We start from the raw sequence: 16,016 nt of genomic DNA, 5'->3' as shown, positions 1-16,016 counted from the left end.
TCTCAGACCCGCCTTTCCGGTTCCCAGCGTGCCCCGCTGCTAGATATTTCGCACACGAAGAAAATGCCCGAACATGTATAAAAACTCCAGCCCCAATCCCTTCGCCGCCTCTCTGCCTTAACGCACGACGCCCGGCGCACAAGGCGCCGGGCGTCGTGTAGGCAGCCCTTCGGCTACATCATGCCGAGGTCGCCCGCGGGCGGAATCGGCGAAGCCTTCTTCTTCGGCGGCAGGTCCGCGATCAGCGTCTCCGTCGAGAGGATCATCATCGCCACGCTGCCGGCGTTCTGCAGCGCGGCCCGAACCACCTTCGTCGGATCGACCACGCCAACCTCGGTGAGGTCGGCGATCTGACCGTCCGCTCCGTTGTAGCCCATCGGGCCTTCGGCGTCGGCGACGCGCTGAACGATGACATCGCCCGTCTCGCCGGCGTTGACGGCAATCTGCCGTAGGGGCACCGGCAAGGCGTCGCGCACGATCCGGGCGCCGATCGCCTCGTCGCCGGAAAGCTCTTTGTGCACTTGGTCGACCGCGGCCATTGCGCGGACGTACGCCGTCCCCGCGCCGGGCACGATGCCCTCATCCACCGCGGCCTGGGTCGCCGACAGGGCGTCTTCCACGCGGTGCTTCTTCTCCTTGAGCTCCACCTCGGTCGGGGCGCCCACGCGCAGCACCGCCACGCCGCCGGCCAGCTTGGCCGCGCGCTCCTGGAGCTTCTCGCGGTCGTAGGCCGAATCGGTGTTGTCCATCTCCGCGCGAATCTGCTCGATGCGGGTGTTGATGTCGCGCGTCGATCCGGCGCCCTCGACGATGGTGGTCTCGTCCTTGGTCACCAGGACGCGGCGAGCCTTGCCAAGCACGGACAGCGGCGTGTCCTTCAGGTCCTCGCCCAGATCGCGCGCCACCACCGTGGCGTCGACCAAGATCGCGATGTCCTCCAGGATCGCCTTCCGCCGATCGCCGTAGGCCGGCGCCTTGATCGCGATCGAGTTGAGAAGGCCGCGGGCCTTGTTGACGATCAGCGTCGCCAGCATGTCGCCTTCGACATCCTCGGCAATGACCAGCACGTTGCGGTGTCCGCCCTGCACCAGGCGCTCCAGGAACGGCAGCATGTCCTGGGCGCTCTTGAGCTGCCAGTCCGTCACGAAGATGCTGGCGTCTTCCAGCTCCGCCGACATGCGGTCGGTGTTGCTGATCAGGTACGGCGAGATATAGCCGCGGTCGAGCTGCATGCCGTCCACCAACTCCAGCTCGAGCGCGTTCGTGCGGCCTTCTTCCACCGAAACCGCGCCGTTCTTGCCCGCGCGGTCAAGGGATTCGGCGATCATCCGACCAACCTCGGGATCGCCCGAAGAGATCGTCGCGACCCATTCCATCTGGCGCGGATCGTCCACCTCGCGCGACTGCTCGCCGATCGCGTCGTCGGCCGCCTTCAGCGCCTTTTGAATCCCGCGCTTGAGGATCATCGGATTCAAATCGGCGGCGATCGCCCGCAAGCCGCCGTGAATCATGGCCTGCGCCAAGACCGTGGCGGTCGTTGTGCCGTCGCCGGCGATGTCGTTGGTCTTGCTGGCGGCTTCCTTGATGAGCTGGGTGCCCATGTTCGCGAAGTTGCTTCCGAGCTCGATGTCTCGGGCGACCGTCACTCCGTCGTTGGTGACCACGGGAGCCCCGAAATTGCGGCCCAGCGCCACATTGCGTCCCCGGGGACCCAGGGTCACGCGCACGGCGTTGGCGACCGCGTCCACGCCCTGCAGCAGGGCGCTGCGGGCCTCGGCGCTGAATCGGAGCTCTTTGGGATTGCCAGGCATAGTCGGCAGCCTCCTGAATGTGTGAGCTGTGTGGGAAAGGCGCGCGGGGAATTGCGGGACCCGGCGCGCGGGTCAGCCGATGATTGGCTTCGTTAGCGCCAAATTGTAGCGCAGAGTCTCCGAGCCCAACAGAATGAGCCGCCGGATTTCGATCGACCGCCGGCGCGCCTACCGGCCTTTCCAGTAAGGGTTGGCCGACCACCGCCTCACCGGCGCCAGCCCGAGGGCCCGCGCGACCTCGGCATTGGCCAGCATGCTCTCGCGCAATCGGGCAAGGGCGTCGTCGCGGCTCGCGCCGTTCAGGACCATCACCTCGCGCCGGCCAACCTGCGCGGCGGCGCGCCATGTGGAACCACCGCGCCACACGGAGACCTCGACCTCGACGCTGCCCAGATTGAGCGATGTTGCCGCTCGGGGATCGTCGCGAGACTGCGGTGCGTCGCACATCGGCGTTGACACGGTTGAACGGCGCCAAAGTGTATCGGGCCGGCCGGCGTGGACGCCGCGCCGCCCGCGCGACAGAATCAAGCACACGCCGTCATCTGAAGAGCGTCGCGGGCATGGCAACTGAGCTTTTCGAAGTCGTTTCGCCCGAAACGGCGTTGGAACGGCTGCTCGAAGCCGGCTTGCCCGAGCCGCGCGTGGAAACCGTGCCGTTGTCGGCCGCCGCCGGCCGGGTTTCGGCGCGCCCGGTGCGAGCGCCCGAGTCGAGTCCGTCCTTCGACCGATCCTTGATGGACGGATTCGCCGTGCGCGCGTCGGACACCTTCGGCGCGACCGAGTCGTTGCCCGCCGCCCTCGCCGTGATCGGCGAGGTGCCGATGGGCGCGCCGCCGACGCAGGGCATTGCGCCCGGCGAGGCCATGGTGATCCACACCGGCGGCATGTTGCCGCCGGGCAGCGACGCCGTCGTGATGGTGGAACACACCGAGTGGATCGATGACCGAATGATCGAAGTCCTGCGTTCGGTCGCGGCCCGGGATGCGGTGATTCGGCGCGGCGACGACGTCGCCGAGGGCGCGGTGGTCATCCCCCAGGGCGCGCGATTTCGATCGCAGGATCTTGGCGGGCTCGCCGCGCTTGGCGTGACACAGGTCCCAATTGCCCAAGCTCCGGTCGTGGGGCTCATCGCGACCGGCGACGAGGTCGTGCCGCCTCACCAGACGCCGGAACCGGGCGAAGTTCGGGACGTGAACTCGACCACGCTCAGCGTGGAGGTTGAGCGCGCGGGCGGTGCGGCGCGAACCTACGGCATCGTGCCCGATACCCGCTCGGCGCTGGAGTCTGCGGCGCGTGACGCGCTGGGCGAGTGCGACATCGTCGTCATCAGCGCCGGAAGCTCAGTCAGCACGCGCGATCACACGGCGGACGTGATCGGGTCGCTGGGCTCGCCCGGCGTCTTGGCGCACGGTTTGGCCCTCAAGCCCGGCAAGCCGTCGATCGTGGGCCTCGCCGACGGCACGCCGGTGTTCGGCCTTCCCGGCAATCCGGTGTCTGCGCTCGTGGTGTTCGACCTGCTGGTCACGCCCACGATTCGCCGGTTGCAAGGCGCCCCGCCCGACACCGCCGCGTCACCGCTGCGTGCCCGGCTGGCGCGCAACGTGGCATCCACGGCGGGCCGCCTGGATTTCATCCCCGCGCGCCTCACTGAGCGTGACGGCTGCATGTGGGCGGAGCCCATATTCGGCGCATCCAATCTCATCTTCACGCTCGTGCGCGCCGACGCGCTGATCCGGATACCGGCCGACGCGAACGGCCTCCAAGTCGGCGCGTTCGTCGACATTCGCCCGCTGGCATGACCGCGCCCTCCCGATCGGGCGAGCGACCCAGCCACGACGCTCAACCTGGGAGCGGCGACCGCGTGCCGTATTTGCAGGACGTGCCGCTGGACGAGGCGCGGGCGCGTTTCGACGAGGCGCTGCGCCGTGCGGGCGCCCTGGCGCCCGGACCGGCGGTTTCCGTGCCCCTCGAAGCGGCGGTGGGACGGGTCACGGCCTCGGCGGTCTGGGCCCGTTCGTCAAACCCCCACTACCACGCCGCAGCCATGGATGGCGTCGCGGTCGCGGCGGAAACGACGCTCGGGGCGTCGCCCACGTCGCCGCTGCGGCTTGGCGTGGGCCGGGACGCCGTGTGGGTCGACACCGGCGACGCCATGCCCTTAGGCACGGATGCGGTGGTGATGCTGGAAGACCTGCACGAGGTCGGCGACGGCAGCGTTGAGATCCTTGCGGCTGTCGCGCCTTGGCAGCATGTTCGTCCGCTGGGCGAGGACATCGTGGCGACCGAATTGGTGCTTCCCGCCGGCCACACGCTGCGTCCGGTGGACATCGCCGCCGCCGCCGCGGCCGGCCACGCGTCGCTCGAAATCCGTCAGCCCCCACGTGTGGCGGTGCTTCCCACCGGCTCGGAGCTGGTGCCGCCGGGAGCCGAGGCCGAGCCGGGCCAGATCGTGGACTCAAACTCGCTCATGCTGGCCGCAACCGCGCGGGAGTGGGGCGCGGACGCCGAGCGTCTGCCGCCGATACCCGACGACTTCCCGCGCCTGCGAGCGGCCGTGGATGAGGCACTCGACCGCGCCGACATCGTGGTCGTCAACGCCGGCTCGTCGGCAGGCGCGGAAGACTTCACGGCGCGAGTCATCGCCGCGCACGGCGAGGTGCTGGTGCACGGCGTGGCGATCCGGCCGGGTCACCCGGTGGTCCTTGGCGTCGCGCGCGGGCGCGCTGTCGTGGGCATTCCCGGGTATCCGGTGTCCGCGGCGTTGGCGATGGAGCTGTTCGTGGCCCCGCTCATCGACGCCAGGCTCGGCCGGCGGCGAAGCCGCCGGCCAACGCTGCGCGCGGTGGTCCCGCGGGCCGTGGTGTCGCCGATGGGAGACGACGAATTCGTGCGCGTGAAAGTCGGGCGCGTCGGGGAGCGCACCATCGCCGCGCCGCTCGCGCGCGGGGCCGGGATGATCACCTCGATGGTGCGCGCCGACGGCGTCATCCGCATTCCCAGGATGTCCGAAGGGCTCGCGGCGGGATCATCGGTCGGCGTGGATCTGCTCACCGATCCGGATGCCGTCGACCACACCGCGGTGCTCATCGGCAGCCACGATCCCGCCCTCGACCTTCTGGCCAACGAGGTCCACCGGCGCTTCGCCCCGGCAGCGGTGGCGTCGACCAACGTCGGCAGTCAGAGCGGGCTCGTGGCGCTGCGACGGAACAATGCACATGCCGCCGGATGCCACCTGATCGACCCGGACACCGGCGCCTACAACGTCGCCGACGTTCGACGCATCCTTCCCGGTCGCGATGTCGTCCTTGTGACCTTTGCGCACCGCCAACAGGGACTCATGGTCGCTCCCGGCAATCCGCGCGGCATCCAGGCAATTGATGACCTGGTGCGCGACGACGTTGTCTTCGTGAACCGGCAGCGAGGCTCGGGCACCCGGATGCTGCTGGACTACGAGTTGCAGCGCCGCGGTCTCACCGGCGCGGCAATAGGCGGCTATGACCGCGAGCTGTACACCCACGTCGCGGTGGCCGCCGACGTGGCCGCCGGCGGCGCGGACGCCGGTCTCGGCGTGCTGGCCGCCGCCCGGGCGCTGAATCTCGACTTCGTCCCGCTGCTCGAAGAGCGCTACGACCTCGTCATCCCGCGCGAGCACTACGAATCGCCGGTGCTGCAGCCCGTTCTGGACGTGTTGCGCGATTCGGCATTCGCGCGCGAGGTCGAGGCCATGGGCGGCTACGACACGTCGCGGATGGGGCAGGTGGCCGCCGAGCTTCCAGCCTCGCCGGCGGGCGAAACGCCGACCTAGCTTGGCCAATACGCCGGAGCAAGCGCAGCCGGCGGGCGGGCGGGCCGCTAATGCCGACTCCCCGTCACACCTCAGGGTCTATCGCTGGATCGGCCTCCTCCTCGCGCCTGCAGCGGTGGCGCTGGCGATCCTTACGCCCAGTGCCCTGCCGGAGTCCGCTCCGCCTCAGGTCGCGCAATCGAGCGCGGCGATCGAGCTTTCGGCCGCGACGCTCCAGTGGATCAACGCGGCATCCGCCGAGGAGCTCGCCGATGAGCTGCCCGGCATCGGCCCCCTGTACGCCGAGCGGATTACCACCTACCGCCGCCTGTTTGGCTCCATCACGGAGTCTCGGACGCTCACCGATCTGGGAATCCCCGCGAGCGTGGTGCAGCGGCTCCCGGCTCAAGCGCCCTCAGCTCAGTGACGGCCTGGCTGGGCGCGGCGATCTTGCTGGGGATCGGGCTCGCCGCCTGGTGGGGCCCAGCGCCGGCTTGGGCGGTCATCGGGCTGGCCGTCATAGGCGCGGCAGCTGCCCTAACCGGCCGCCGCCTATTGCTGGTTGGTGCGGTTCTCGCCGCGCTGGCCCTTGGCCTGGCGCGCGGCGGTCATCACGTCGCCTCGCAGACGCCGTTGCTGCAGGCGCCTGCAGGAGCGGCGCTGACGGTGATCGGAACCGTGGTCGACGACGTACCGGGCCCGCGACGAACGCTCCAAGTTGTGGGTGTTGCCGGAGCACAGGACCAGGGGTCGCGGCCGGCCGCAGGTCGCGTGCAAGTCTTCGCTCCGCGGGCCCTGGCGCTGCCGAACGCCCGAGTGGCGGTCAGCGGGGTGTTCGTGCCCGCAAGCCCGCGGGCTACGAATTCCCTCGCCGGAAACGCCGACACCTGGGCCGGGACGCTGGGCGACGCCACGGTTAGGGTCATCGAGGCCGGCACGGCCGCGGATCCTCCGGCGCTTCTGCGCCTGCGGCGCCATGTCGACGCCAGCATTCGCTCGGCCTTGCCCGAGCCCCATGCCTCGCTGCTCTCGGCCATGCTCGTGGGCATTCGTCAACGACTGCCCGACGAGCTGCGAGATGACTTTCTCACGTCGGGCTTGATTCATATCGTCGCCATCTCGGGCTTCAACATCACCTTGATCGCGCTCTGGGTGCGACGGCTCGCCGGCTGGGGGCTTGGCCGCTATGGAGTCGGCCTGGCCGCGGTGTTGCTGCCGCTCTACGCGGTGCTGGCCGGCGCCGAGCCGGGCGTGATACGGGCGGCCATCATGGGCGACCTGGTGCTCGTGGCATGGATCCTCGGGCGGGACGCCGATGCGCTCACGGCGCTGGCGCTGGCCGGAGCTGGAATGGCGCTGGTACAGCCCCAGGCGCTGGGCGACGTCGGATTTCAACTGTCGTTCGCGGGAACGCTGGGCCTGATCGTGATTGCGCCGCGCGTGTCGGCCGTGCTCACCGAACGCATCCGCTTTCCCCGGTGGAGCGCCGAGCTGATCGCCACCACCACGGCCGCCAGTCTGATGGTGACCCCGATCATCGCCCACACGTTCGAGCGCTTTCAGCTCATGGCGGTGCCGGCCAATCTGCTGGCCCTCGCGGCGCCAGCCGCCATCATGGCCACCGGCGCACCCGTCGCCATCTGGGCGTCCGCCGGGTGGCCGGCGGCCGACGTGGTCGGGTGGGCCGCCTGGCTTCCGCTTGAGTACTTGATTCAGGCCGGGCGGCTCGCCGCGCAGTTGCCAGGGGCCTCGCTCGCGACCAGCGGGTTCGACTTGCCCCAGGCGCTGGTCTCATATCTCTGCATAGGCGCGGCGCTGGTCCTGCTTGGCCGTCCGCCGCCGCGTCTCGTTCGCTCACGCGTCGGGTCGATCGTGCTTCCCCGACGCGCCGTCTACGGCGTGGCGTTGGTCGCCTTGATCGCGCCGCCGGCGATGGCGGTCGCGGGAATGCCACGCGTCTTCGACGACGGCGCCACGGTGGCCACCGTCGACCTCTCGGGCCGTGCTCCCACCGTCTACGTCAGGAAGGGCGATGACCGGGTGGTCGTCGCGGGAAGCCGCCTGGACCGGTTGCTGCTTGACCGCGCGCTGCCGCGCTGGGACCTCCAGGTCGACAACCTGGCCGTTGCCTCGTCGGGCGGCAATCTCTCGCACATGGCCCTCGACCTCGTTGGCGCCCGAGACGTAGCCGTAGTGCAAGCGCCTCCCACCCATGCGTTGGGGGCGCACCTGGTAGCGCCCAACCGTGCCGGCCGCGCGCCCGTCGTCGTGGACGCGAGCCGGACTACCGGCGCCCTGGAAACGCAGCTAGTCCCGGCAGAAGGCCGCGCCTGGGTGTTGGTGAGGTCAAGCGACGCGGTGTTCGCCGTCGCCCCGCCGACCGTGTCGCAGCCGGCGCTGCCAGCGGACCTGCGCGCGGACGTGCTGGTGCTCGGCCGGTCCACGACGCTCGGAGCCATGCCCGCGTCCGCCCTGCGGGACTCGGGCGTCGCAGTCGTAATTGCCCCGCACCCTCGACTTCCCGAAATCGTCGCGCGAGCCGTGAATGAGGATGGCCAAATCGTCGTTCCGGAGCCCACACTCGACACCCCACGGCTTGTCGGCAGCGCCTGGCTCCGCGCCGACCGGGGAACCATCGAGGTGCGGCGCTGAGCCTTGCCCGGCCAATCAGCAGGTAGGATCGCCAACGTCGGTTCTTCCTTGAGGTCGCGACCCGTGAGCGAGCGCGTCACCGTCATCGGCGCCGGGGCAATGGGCGGTGCGGTGGTATCCGCCCTGGCCGCCAGCGGCGCGGTTCCCGCCGCGTCGATCGTCGTGAGCGAGATTGACGACGCGCGCCGCGATGCCGTCGTCGCGGCGACCGGCGCAACCGCTGGCGAGGGATTGCCGCACGACGTGACGGGCGCGCAGGCGCTGGTTCTCGCCGTGAAGCCGCAGTCCTTCGCCACGGTGGCGGCTGTCCTCGCCCCCGCGCTGGCGCCGTTGCAATTGGTGATTTCGATCATGGCCGGGGTGCGCCTGGAAACCATGGAATCCGCGCTGGGCGCCTCGCGCCTCGTTCGCGCGATGCCCAACACGCCGGCCCAGATCGGCCGCGGCATGACGGTCTGGATGGCGGGCAGCGGCGTTGACGACGCCGACCGCCGTCGCACCCGACAGATCCTGGGATCGTTTGGCGCCGAGATCGAGGTCCACGCCGAAGACATGCTGGACGCCGCGACGGCGGTGCACGGCAGCGGCCCCGCCTATGTCTACCTGGTCGCCGAGGCGTGGGTCGACGCCGCCGTCGCCGTCGGGCTCGACCGGGAGATCGCCACAACGCTCGTTCGGGAAACCCTCATCGGATCCGCCGAGCTGTGGAACGCCGGCGACATGAGCGCCGAGGCCCTGCGGCATGCCGTCACCTCGCCCGGCGGCACCACGGCCGCCGCGCTCGACGCATTCGAGGAGCGAGACCTGCGCGCGGCGTTCCTCGCCGCCGTGACCGCGGCCTACCGCCGATCGCAGGAGCTCGGCTGAGCGCACTCACACGGGTCGTGGACATGCGTCGGGAGCACTGTCACTTTCCCCGGCGACCGCCATGGTTCCGTTCGCCCTGACCTTGTCGAAGGGCGTGGTTCGACTGAGCCTGCCGAAGGGCTCACCACGAACGGGTCAGGTCCTTGGCTACACCGTGCTACGGTTTGCCCCGCGTGTGTGAAGGACGCCACGAGGTGAGCCTTGGCCGTCAACTTGACGCCCGAACAGCTCGAAGAGCTGCGCCAGATCGATTCAGCCACGATCGCCAACGCGATCGAAGAGTTCAACGTCCGCGACCGGACCGAGGGATACCTCGGCAGCGACGTGCGTTGCCTATTCCCGGAGATCGGCGAGGCCGTGGTGGGCTACGCGGTGACCGTGAAGGGCGATAGCACGACCCACGGACGCCGCCGCAATCCGTCGGGGCAGATGGATCTGTGGGAGCTGGTGGAGCGCTCACCGAGCCCAACGATCCTGGTGATCCAGGACTCGGGAAACAACCCGGCCAAGTCCTGCCATTTCGGCGACGTCATGGCCACCATTTTCAAGGCGCTGGGCGGCGTGGCCGTCGTCACCGATGGGTGCGTGCGCGACCTCTCCGAGGTGCGCGAGATTGGCGTCCAATACTTCGCCCGCGGCGTCACCGTGTCGCACGGCACCTCGGTGAGCTTGGAGCCGGGCGATCCGGTGATCATCGACGGCACGCCCATCAAGATGGGCGATCTCGTACACGCCGATGAAAACGGCGTGGTGGTCATCCCGGACGAAGTGGCGGGCGAGCTCGCGGAAGCGGCGCGCAATGTGCTGGACTACGAGGCCGGGCGCAAGGAATTTGCGCAGCAGCCGGGCTTTACGGTGGCCAAGCTGCGCGAGAAGACCGGCCTCTAGCCCCGACCGCCTACGTGTAGGACGTCCGCAGGCTTCGACGTTCCTGGTGGCGCTCGAGCGCCAGCCGGATCAGCCGGTCCATGAGCTCCCGCGCGGGCACGCCGCTGGCTTCCCATAGCTTGGGATACATGCTGATCTCGGTGAAGCCGGGAATGGTGTTGATCTCGCCTATGGTCGGCGCCAGCGTCTCGGCGTCGACCAGAAAATCCACCCGCGCATAGCCGGCGCAGTCCAGGGCGCGAAACGCCCGCACGGCGTCCCCGCGAATGCGATCGGCCAGCTGCGGTGGCAGCTCGGCCGGGACGATGGCCTGTGACCGGTCGTCCTCGTACTTCGCGGCGTAGTCGTAAAACTCGGTCGCCGGGACGATTTCCCCGCATACCGACGCCTCGGGTTGATCGTTGCCGAGGATGCTGACCTCGATCTCACGCGCGTTCGGGACGCCCTGCTCGATGATGATGCGGCGGTCGAATTCGGCCGCGGCGGCCATGGCGTCGTCGAGTTCACCGGCGTTGTGGACCTTGGACACGCCCACGCTGCTCCCCAGGTTGCAGGGCTTGGTGAAGAGCGGATAGGTCAGCTGCGCCTCGATCTCCGCCCGCACGGCCGCTGGGTCGGCCCGCCACGCCGACACGGTCACGACGTGCCAGAGACCCACCGAGAGACCGTGGTCACGCAAGACCGCCTTCGCCACGCCCTTGTCCATCGCCACGGCCGAGCCCGTGACGCCCGAGCCCACGTAGGGCAGGTCGGCAAGCTCCAGCAGCCCCTGCACCGTGCCGTCTTCACCGTAGGTGCCGTGAAGTACCGGAAACACCACGTCGAGCGCCCCAACCGACGCCCGTCCCGAGGCGGGGAGATGCGCCGTCGGCAGCGTGACCGGCAGCGACGCGCCGGAGTCGGCGGCGGGCGCCGCGCTGAGCTGGCGCATTGGATCGGCGTCTAGCAGCCACTCGCCCTGTTTGCCAATGCCGATTGGCACCACGTCGTACTTGGCGCGGTCGAGGGAATCCATCACAAAGGCCGCCGACCGCAGCGACACCTCATGCTCGCCGGAGCGTCCGCCGAATATCACGCCAATGCTCAGGCGGCCGGAGGGGAATTCCATAGCAATAGCCTAGCGACTCCGCGTGGCTTGCACGGGCGCGAGGCGTAGCGTCACGATGTAGACGCCCTGACCACCCGGTCGCAACGCATGCCCAACGGGCTCATCATCGGCATCACCGGCTTCACCGGCAGCGCCCTGGCGCGCCGGCTGGCGGCTGCGGGATGGGATGTCCGCGGCATCGACGAGCACGAAGACGCGGCCCCCGAGCTCGATGAACTTGGCGTCACGATCGAGCTCGCCGACGTGGGCGACCCGGACGAGCTGGAAGACCTCGGCCGGGACGGCGATCACGTCTTCTACGTGATGCGCAGTGTCTCGGACAGCGAGGACGACATGGAGCGGCGCACCATCCGCGGCGTGATGAACGTCGTCGAGGCCCTGAGTGGAACCGATATCGCGTCGTTCGTTTACGGCAGCACCATGGCCGTGTTTGGCGCAGGGTCTCGGGACACGCTGACCGAAACATCGCCACCGGCGCCAAATACCGTGCTGGGGCGGCTCAATCTCGAAACGGAGCAATACCTCCAGGAACAGCACGAAACGGAGGGGCTTCCGGCGCGCGTCGTGCGGGCGGGGACGGTGTATGGCCCTGACGGTGGAACCCTTGAGTCGCTACGGGGCGGCAACCTGCGGCTCATCGGCGGCGGCAAGCACCCGACCAGCCGCATCCACGTGGAGGACGCTGCCGCGATTCTCGAGGCCGTCGCGCTCCGGGGGCGCTCCGGCGAGGTGTACCTGGCGGTGGACGACCACCCGGCCCCGGCCGGCGAGTATCTGCGCTACCTGGCCGCGCAATCCGGAGCGCGTCCGCCGCGGTCGTCGCCCAAGCACTTGGTGCAGGGTTTGGTGAAGCTGCACGAGGGCTTCACTCGCCTGACGCGCACCAAGGCCTCGATCTCCTCCAGCCTGTTCGGCCTGGTGACCGGCTCCTACCCAACCTCGAACGCCAAGGTGCGCGAGGAGCTTGGCGTCGAGCTGCGCTATCCGACCTACGTTGAGGGAGCCGCCACGCTGCTCCCACCGGAAGAGGACGAGGGCTAGCCACCGGATGCGGCGCGCGGCATTCGGATGACCGGCGAGATCGTGTTCGTGCTGGTGGTCGTGGCTATTGCGGTGGTGGCCCTGGCCAGCGGACGCGTGCCGTTCGAAGTGACGGCCATCGGCGTGCTGCTGGTCCTGTTCCTTGGTCGCGCAATCGACTTGGAGGCGGCCCTGCGCGGGTTCTCCAACAGCGCGGTCGTGACGATCGGCGCGGTGATGGTGATGAGCGCCGGCCTCGCGAACACCGGCGTGGCGCACTGGATGGGACGTTTGATCGGGCGGCTCGCCGGGAACAGCGAGGCGCGGCTGATCGCCTTCACGGTGCTCGCCGCCGCCCTGCTCTCGGGCTTCATGAACGCGATTGCCGCAGGCGGCGTGCTCCTGCCAGCCGCGGTGGCCGCCGCGCGCGAGCTCAAGATCCCGATTTCCCGCGTATTGCTACCGCTGTCATACGCCACCCTGCTTGGCAGCGTGCTCACCCTGGTGGGAACGCCGTCGAATCTGCTGGTGAACAGCGTGGTCGTCCAGGAAGGGATCGAGCCGTTCGGCCTGCTGGATTTCACGCCGTTCGGAGCGGCGATTTTGGTTGCCGGAATTCTGGCGCTGGTGTTCGGGCGGCACCGGATATTGCCGCGGCATGCGTCAGGCGCCGCCGGTGATGCATTGCTTCCGCGGGCGCGCGAAGACCACGTGCCCTATCGGCTCGAAGAACGCCTATACGAAGTTGCCATTCCGCCCGCCAGCCCGCTCGTGGGGCTCACCTTGCGCGAGAGCGGCATCCGCACCGACTTCGGCATCTCCATCGTGGCCATCCAGCGGCAGGGCCGCACGGACATCGCGCCGGCGCCTGAAATGACGCTGAACGCGCGCGACGTACTGGTCATGAGCGCCCGCAACCGTGACATCGTCCGGCTGCGCGAGCGTTTCGCGCTGCCCGAGCCACGCCCATCGACCCTGGGCGCCGCCGCGCTGCAGACTGAAAACGTGGAGTTTGCCGAGGCGTCGCTGGCCCCGCGCAGCACCCTGGTGGGTGAGACGGTGCCCTCGCTCAACTTCCGGGATCGCTACGGATTGAGCGTCGTGGGCATCTGGCGAGACGGGGCGCCCCGGCGCACCCACCTCCATGACATGCCGTTGCGCGTCGGCGATGCGTTGCTGGTGCTCGGACCGCTGCCGCGAATCGCGGAGCTAAGCGACGACCCAGACTTCGTAGTCGTGACCGAGCGCGTGGGCCTTACGCTGCGTCCGCGACAGGCGCCCATTGCGATCGCCATCGTGGCCGGATTCGCCGCCGCGCTCATGTTGCAACTCGCGCCGGTGGCCATCGTGGCGCTGGCGGCGGCGGTGGCCATGGTCGCCACCGGCTGCGTTCGCGGCCGGGAGACGCTGGCCGCCGTCGACTGGCGCGCGATCGTGGTCATCGGCGGCATGCTGACCCTGGCCGAGGCCATGCGACAGAGCGGCGCCGCGGCGCTGGTCGGGGAGTCGCTGGCCGAGTCGCTCGGCGACGGCGGTCCCTGGATGCTGCTCGCCAGCATGCTCTTGCTTACCGCCATGTTCACCCACGTGCTCGGGAACCACGTCACCGCGGTGCTGATGGCGCCGGTGGCGCTCAGCGCCGCGGCCCTTGTCGGCGCCGACCACCGCATGTTTGCCATGGGTGTGGCGCTGGCGGCCTCAACGGGATTTATCACCGCCTACGCGCACCCGGTCAATCTGCTCGTCATGGGACCGGGGAACTTTCGCCCGCGTGACTACGCGCGCGCCGGCATTCCCATTGCCCTGCTTGTATTGCTCGTCGACTTCGGCATGCTGGCGCTGATGTTTGGCGCCGGAGGTTCATAAACCCAAAGGGGGACCGATGCGCAATCACTCCAGCGGAGATTCGGAGAGCCGGTCCGGTCCCCTCTCCCTTGAAGGGAGAGGGTTAGGGTGAGGGTCATCCGAGGCTTGCGCGCGGGACATCGACCACTCATGCAAAGGTTTCCAAAAGAGGGAGCGTCCAAATGATTCGCATCGCCATGCTCGGCAGCGGCTTCGTGTGTGACTTCTTCATGCGCGCGCTGCGCTACGTGCCGGGCCAAGAGGTCGTGGTGAACTTCTCGCGCAGTGAGGCGCGGGCCTCGAAGTTTGCGGGCGAGTGGGGCATTCCCGAGTGGACCACCGACATGCATGCGGCCGTCGCGCGTGACGACGTCGACCTGGTCGCGGTCGGTTTGCCGAACGACGCCCACGCGCCCGCCTGCATTGCCGCCGCTGAAGCTGGCAAGGCCGTCGTCTGCACCAAGCCGCTCGGTCGCAACGGGCCCGAGGCCAAGACCATCCTCGACGCGGTGCGCGAGCACGGCGTGTGGCATGGCTACGCCGAGACCGAGGCTTTCATGCCCGACGTGCTGCGGGCGCGGCAGGCGGTGGAGGATGGCGCCATCGGCAAGGTGCTCATCGTCCGCGCGCGCGAGGCCCACACGGGCTCCCACGCCAGCTATGCCTGGGACGTGGAAAAGAGCGGCGGCGGCCCGCTCCTGGGCATGGGCATTCACGCCGTGGCCGCGTGCCGCATCTTCGTCGGCAAGGACGTGATGCCGAAGGAGGTGTTCTGCTGGGCCGACACCCTGGAACACGACGTGCCCTTCGAGGACAACGCCATCGCGCTTGTCCGCTTCGAGAACGACAGCCTCGGCCAGGTCGAGGCCGGCTGGAGCAATCACGGCGGCATGGACGTGCGCACGGAGGTCTACGGCACCGACGGGCTGATCCACATCAACTCCACCCACGGCACGCCGATTCGGGCCTTCAGCCTCAACTCCATCGGCTACGTGCAGGAAAAGGCCGACTCCGACACCGGCTGGACCTTCCCGCAGGCCGATGAAGCATGGCAGTACGGCTACCACGGCCAGATGTTCCACTTCGTCGAGGCCCTGAGCCGGGGCAAGCCGTCCGACGAGGACTTCGTCGACGGCTATATCGCCAACATGGTGATCGACGCGGCCTACCGCAGCGCCAAGTCGCGCCAGTGGGAGCCGGTGAACCTCGATCTGTAGTGCGGCGGCCCGACTGAACTGGTCAGCAGACGAGGACTCCGCTCGCGGGCCGCGCGCATGACAAGCCGGACGCCGTTGCGGGGGATTCTGGGGCACGCGGCGGGCGGCGCAGGCGCCCTCGCCGCAACCGCCGCGCTGGTCTCTGTTCCTGTCTGGCTGGGCTATGACGTGCCGTGGGGCTGGTTCGGAGCAGGGGCGCTGGGATGGGTGCTGGCGCTGGTGCTGCGCCTGCCGGTCGTCCTGGGTCTGCGGAGACTCGGCGCCGGCGTGGACGTCATGCGCCGCTGGACGCCCGCACTGGCGGGGCCGACCGAAGAGTTGGTGCGGCTGGGCGTCGTGCTCGCGGCCAGCCAGGATTTCGCGACGGCCTACGCCGTCGGGGCCGGCTGGGCGGCGATCGAGGCCGTCTACGGGATCCAGGTCGGATTCGTCCGGCTCGCGCTCCTGCGGCGTGACGACCCCAAGGCGCTGGAGGCGCGACAAGAGCTCGCCGCGATGGGTCTCGACCGCGAGATCGCGCCCGCCTGGGGCGTCGTCGAGCGGCTGTTCGCCGGCGCCGCGCACATTGGCTTCACGCTGCTCGTCGCGCGGTGGCCGCTGCTGGTGATCGCCCTCATACCCATACATGCGGCGGTGAACATGGGGGTCATGGCCCTGCTGCCTCGGGGGATCGCCCGCACCGAGGCTCTCGTGGCGCTTTCCGGCACCGTGCTCTTCCTCGGCGGCTTGGCCGCGTTCGGCGTCATTGGCGGAACCTGAAAAAGTGCGTCGCCAAACGCCAACCCGCGTCGCGTATGCTCCCCGGACCGACGATTGAGAATCCA

The 16,016-nt window shown here is 69.2% G+C and carries 13 protein-coding genes; 10 read left to right on the top strand and 3 right to left on the bottom strand.

All coding sequences use genetic code 11. The annotated features are described in order from the left end of the window. Window positions 1-173 precede the first annotated feature (173 nt). Together groL and OXG33_00440 are read right to left on the bottom strand one after the other, a co-directional pair. Complete coding sequence (gene groL / locus OXG33_00445) at window positions 174-1,811, bottom strand: chaperonin GroEL (protein ID MCY4112396.1); 1,638 nt, start codon at window positions 1,809-1,811, stop codon at window positions 174-176. 168 nt (window positions 1,812-1,979) lie between these two features. Beyond that, window positions 1,980-2,339 (bottom strand): hypothetical protein, encoded by a 360-nt coding sequence (locus OXG33_00440; GenBank protein MCY4112395.1) that lies wholly within the window; start codon window positions 2,337-2,339, stop codon window positions 1,980-1,982. A gap of 32 nt (window positions 2,340-2,371) precedes the next feature. On the opposite strand from OXG33_00440, the gene OXG33_00435 reads away from it, so the two are divergent. From OXG33_00435 to OXG33_00410, 6 genes are all read left to right on the top strand, one after another. Continuing rightward, a complete protein-coding gene (locus tag OXG33_00435; GenBank protein ID MCY4112394.1) occupies window positions 2,372-3,610 on the top strand; it encodes a molybdopterin molybdotransferase MoeA in 1,239 nt (412 codons plus the stop codon). Continuing rightward, on the top strand, window positions 3,607-5,616 hold the full coding sequence (locus OXG33_00430; protein ID MCY4112393.1) for a molybdopterin biosynthesis protein: 2,010 nt from the start codon (window positions 3,607-3,609) through the stop codon (window positions 5,614-5,616). Before OXG33_00435 ends, OXG33_00430 begins: the two co-directional genes overlap by 4 nt. 115 nt (window positions 5,617-5,731) lie before the next feature. Further along, window positions 5,732-6,022 carry a helix-hairpin-helix domain-containing protein gene (locus OXG33_00425; GenBank protein MCY4112392.1) on the top strand — a complete coding sequence of 97 codons (291 nt, stop codon included), beginning with the start codon at window positions 5,732-5,734 and terminating at the stop codon, window positions 6,020-6,022. Beyond that, complete coding sequence (locus OXG33_00420; protein MCY4112391.1) at window positions 6,019-8,247, top strand: ComEC/Rec2 family competence protein; 2,229 nt, start codon at window positions 6,019-6,021, stop codon at window positions 8,245-8,247. The genes OXG33_00425 and OXG33_00420 overlap by 4 nt, the downstream gene beginning before the upstream one ends. Window positions 8,248-8,310: 63 nt before the next feature. Further along, window positions 8,311-9,114, top strand: a complete 804-nt coding sequence (proC, locus tag OXG33_00415) for a pyrroline-5-carboxylate reductase (protein MCY4112390.1) — start codon at window positions 8,311-8,313, stop codon at window positions 9,112-9,114. Window positions 9,115-9,315: 201 nt separating this feature from the next. Beyond that, a complete protein-coding gene (locus tag OXG33_00410; protein ID MCY4112389.1) occupies window positions 9,316-10,002 on the top strand; it encodes an RraA family protein in 687 nt (228 codons plus the stop codon). A gap of 10 nt (window positions 10,003-10,012) precedes the next feature. On the opposite strand, the gene OXG33_00405 is transcribed toward OXG33_00410, so the two are convergent. Beyond that, window positions 10,013-11,110, bottom strand: coding sequence for a D-alanine--D-alanine ligase (locus tag OXG33_00405; GenBank protein MCY4112388.1), 1,098 nt, complete (start codon window positions 11,108-11,110; stop codon window positions 10,013-10,015). An 87-nt stretch (window positions 11,111-11,197) separates the two neighbouring features. Here OXG33_00405 and OXG33_00400 point away from each other — a divergent pair, with 87 nt between their 5' ends. The 4 genes from OXG33_00400 to OXG33_00385 all read left to right on the top strand — a co-directional run bounded on the left by OXG33_00400 (window position 11,198) and on the right by OXG33_00385 (window position 15,951). Then, window positions 11,198-12,151, top strand: a complete 954-nt coding sequence (locus OXG33_00400) for an NAD-dependent epimerase/dehydratase family protein (GenBank protein MCY4112387.1) — start codon at window positions 11,198-11,200, stop codon at window positions 12,149-12,151. Between the two features lie 27 nt (window positions 12,152-12,178). Further along, on the top strand, window positions 12,179-13,996 hold the full coding sequence (locus OXG33_00395) for an SLC13 family permease (GenBank protein MCY4112386.1): 1,818 nt from the start codon (window positions 12,179-12,181) through the stop codon (window positions 13,994-13,996). Between the two features lie 161 nt (window positions 13,997-14,157). Then, window positions 14,158-15,192, top strand: a complete 1,035-nt coding sequence (locus tag OXG33_00390; GenBank protein ID MCY4112385.1) for a Gfo/Idh/MocA family oxidoreductase — start codon at window positions 14,158-14,160, stop codon at window positions 15,190-15,192. A 57-nt stretch (window positions 15,193-15,249) separates the two neighbouring features. Next, the gene (locus OXG33_00385; GenBank protein MCY4112384.1) at window positions 15,250-15,951 is read left to right on the top strand and encodes a hypothetical protein; all 702 of its coding nucleotides are present in this window, start codon (window positions 15,250-15,252) and stop codon (window positions 15,949-15,951) included. Window positions 15,952-16,016 lie beyond the last annotated feature (65 nt).

The organism is Chloroflexota bacterium (genome assembly GCA_026708035.1).
Lineage (GTDB): Bacteria > Chloroflexota > UBA11872 > UBA11872 > UBA11872 > JAJECS01.
This window is presented reverse-complemented; position numbering and strand designations above follow the sequence as displayed.

What these genes read in the sequence shown, in the direction of transcription:
- groL (MCY4112396.1), bottom strand. Translation starts at nt 1,811, where the DNA reads ATGCCTGGCAATCCCAAAGAGCTCCGATTCAGCGCCGAGGCCCGCAGC.
- OXG33_00435 (MCY4112394.1), top strand. Translation starts at nt 2,372, where the DNA reads ATGGCAACTGAGCTTTTCGAAGTCGTTTCGCCCGAAACGGCGTTGGAA.
- OXG33_00430 (MCY4112393.1), top strand. Translation starts at nt 3,607, where the DNA reads ATGACCGCGCCCTCCCGATCGGGCGAGCGACCCAGCCACGACGCTCAA.
- OXG33_00405 (MCY4112388.1), bottom strand. Translation starts at nt 11,110, where the DNA reads ATGGAATTCCCCTCCGGCCGCCTGAGCATTGGCGTGATATTCGGCGGA.
- OXG33_00400 (MCY4112387.1), top strand. Translation starts at nt 11,198, where the DNA reads ATGCCCAACGGGCTCATCATCGGCATCACCGGCTTCACCGGCAGCGCC.
- OXG33_00395 (MCY4112386.1), top strand. Translation starts at nt 12,179, where the DNA reads ATGACCGGCGAGATCGTGTTCGTGCTGGTGGTCGTGGCTATTGCGGTG.
- OXG33_00390 (MCY4112385.1), top strand. Translation starts at nt 14,158, where the DNA reads ATGATTCGCATCGCCATGCTCGGCAGCGGCTTCGTGTGTGACTTCTTC.
- OXG33_00385 (MCY4112384.1), top strand. Translation starts at nt 15,250, where the DNA reads ATGACAAGCCGGACGCCGTTGCGGGGGATTCTGGGGCACGCGGCGGGC.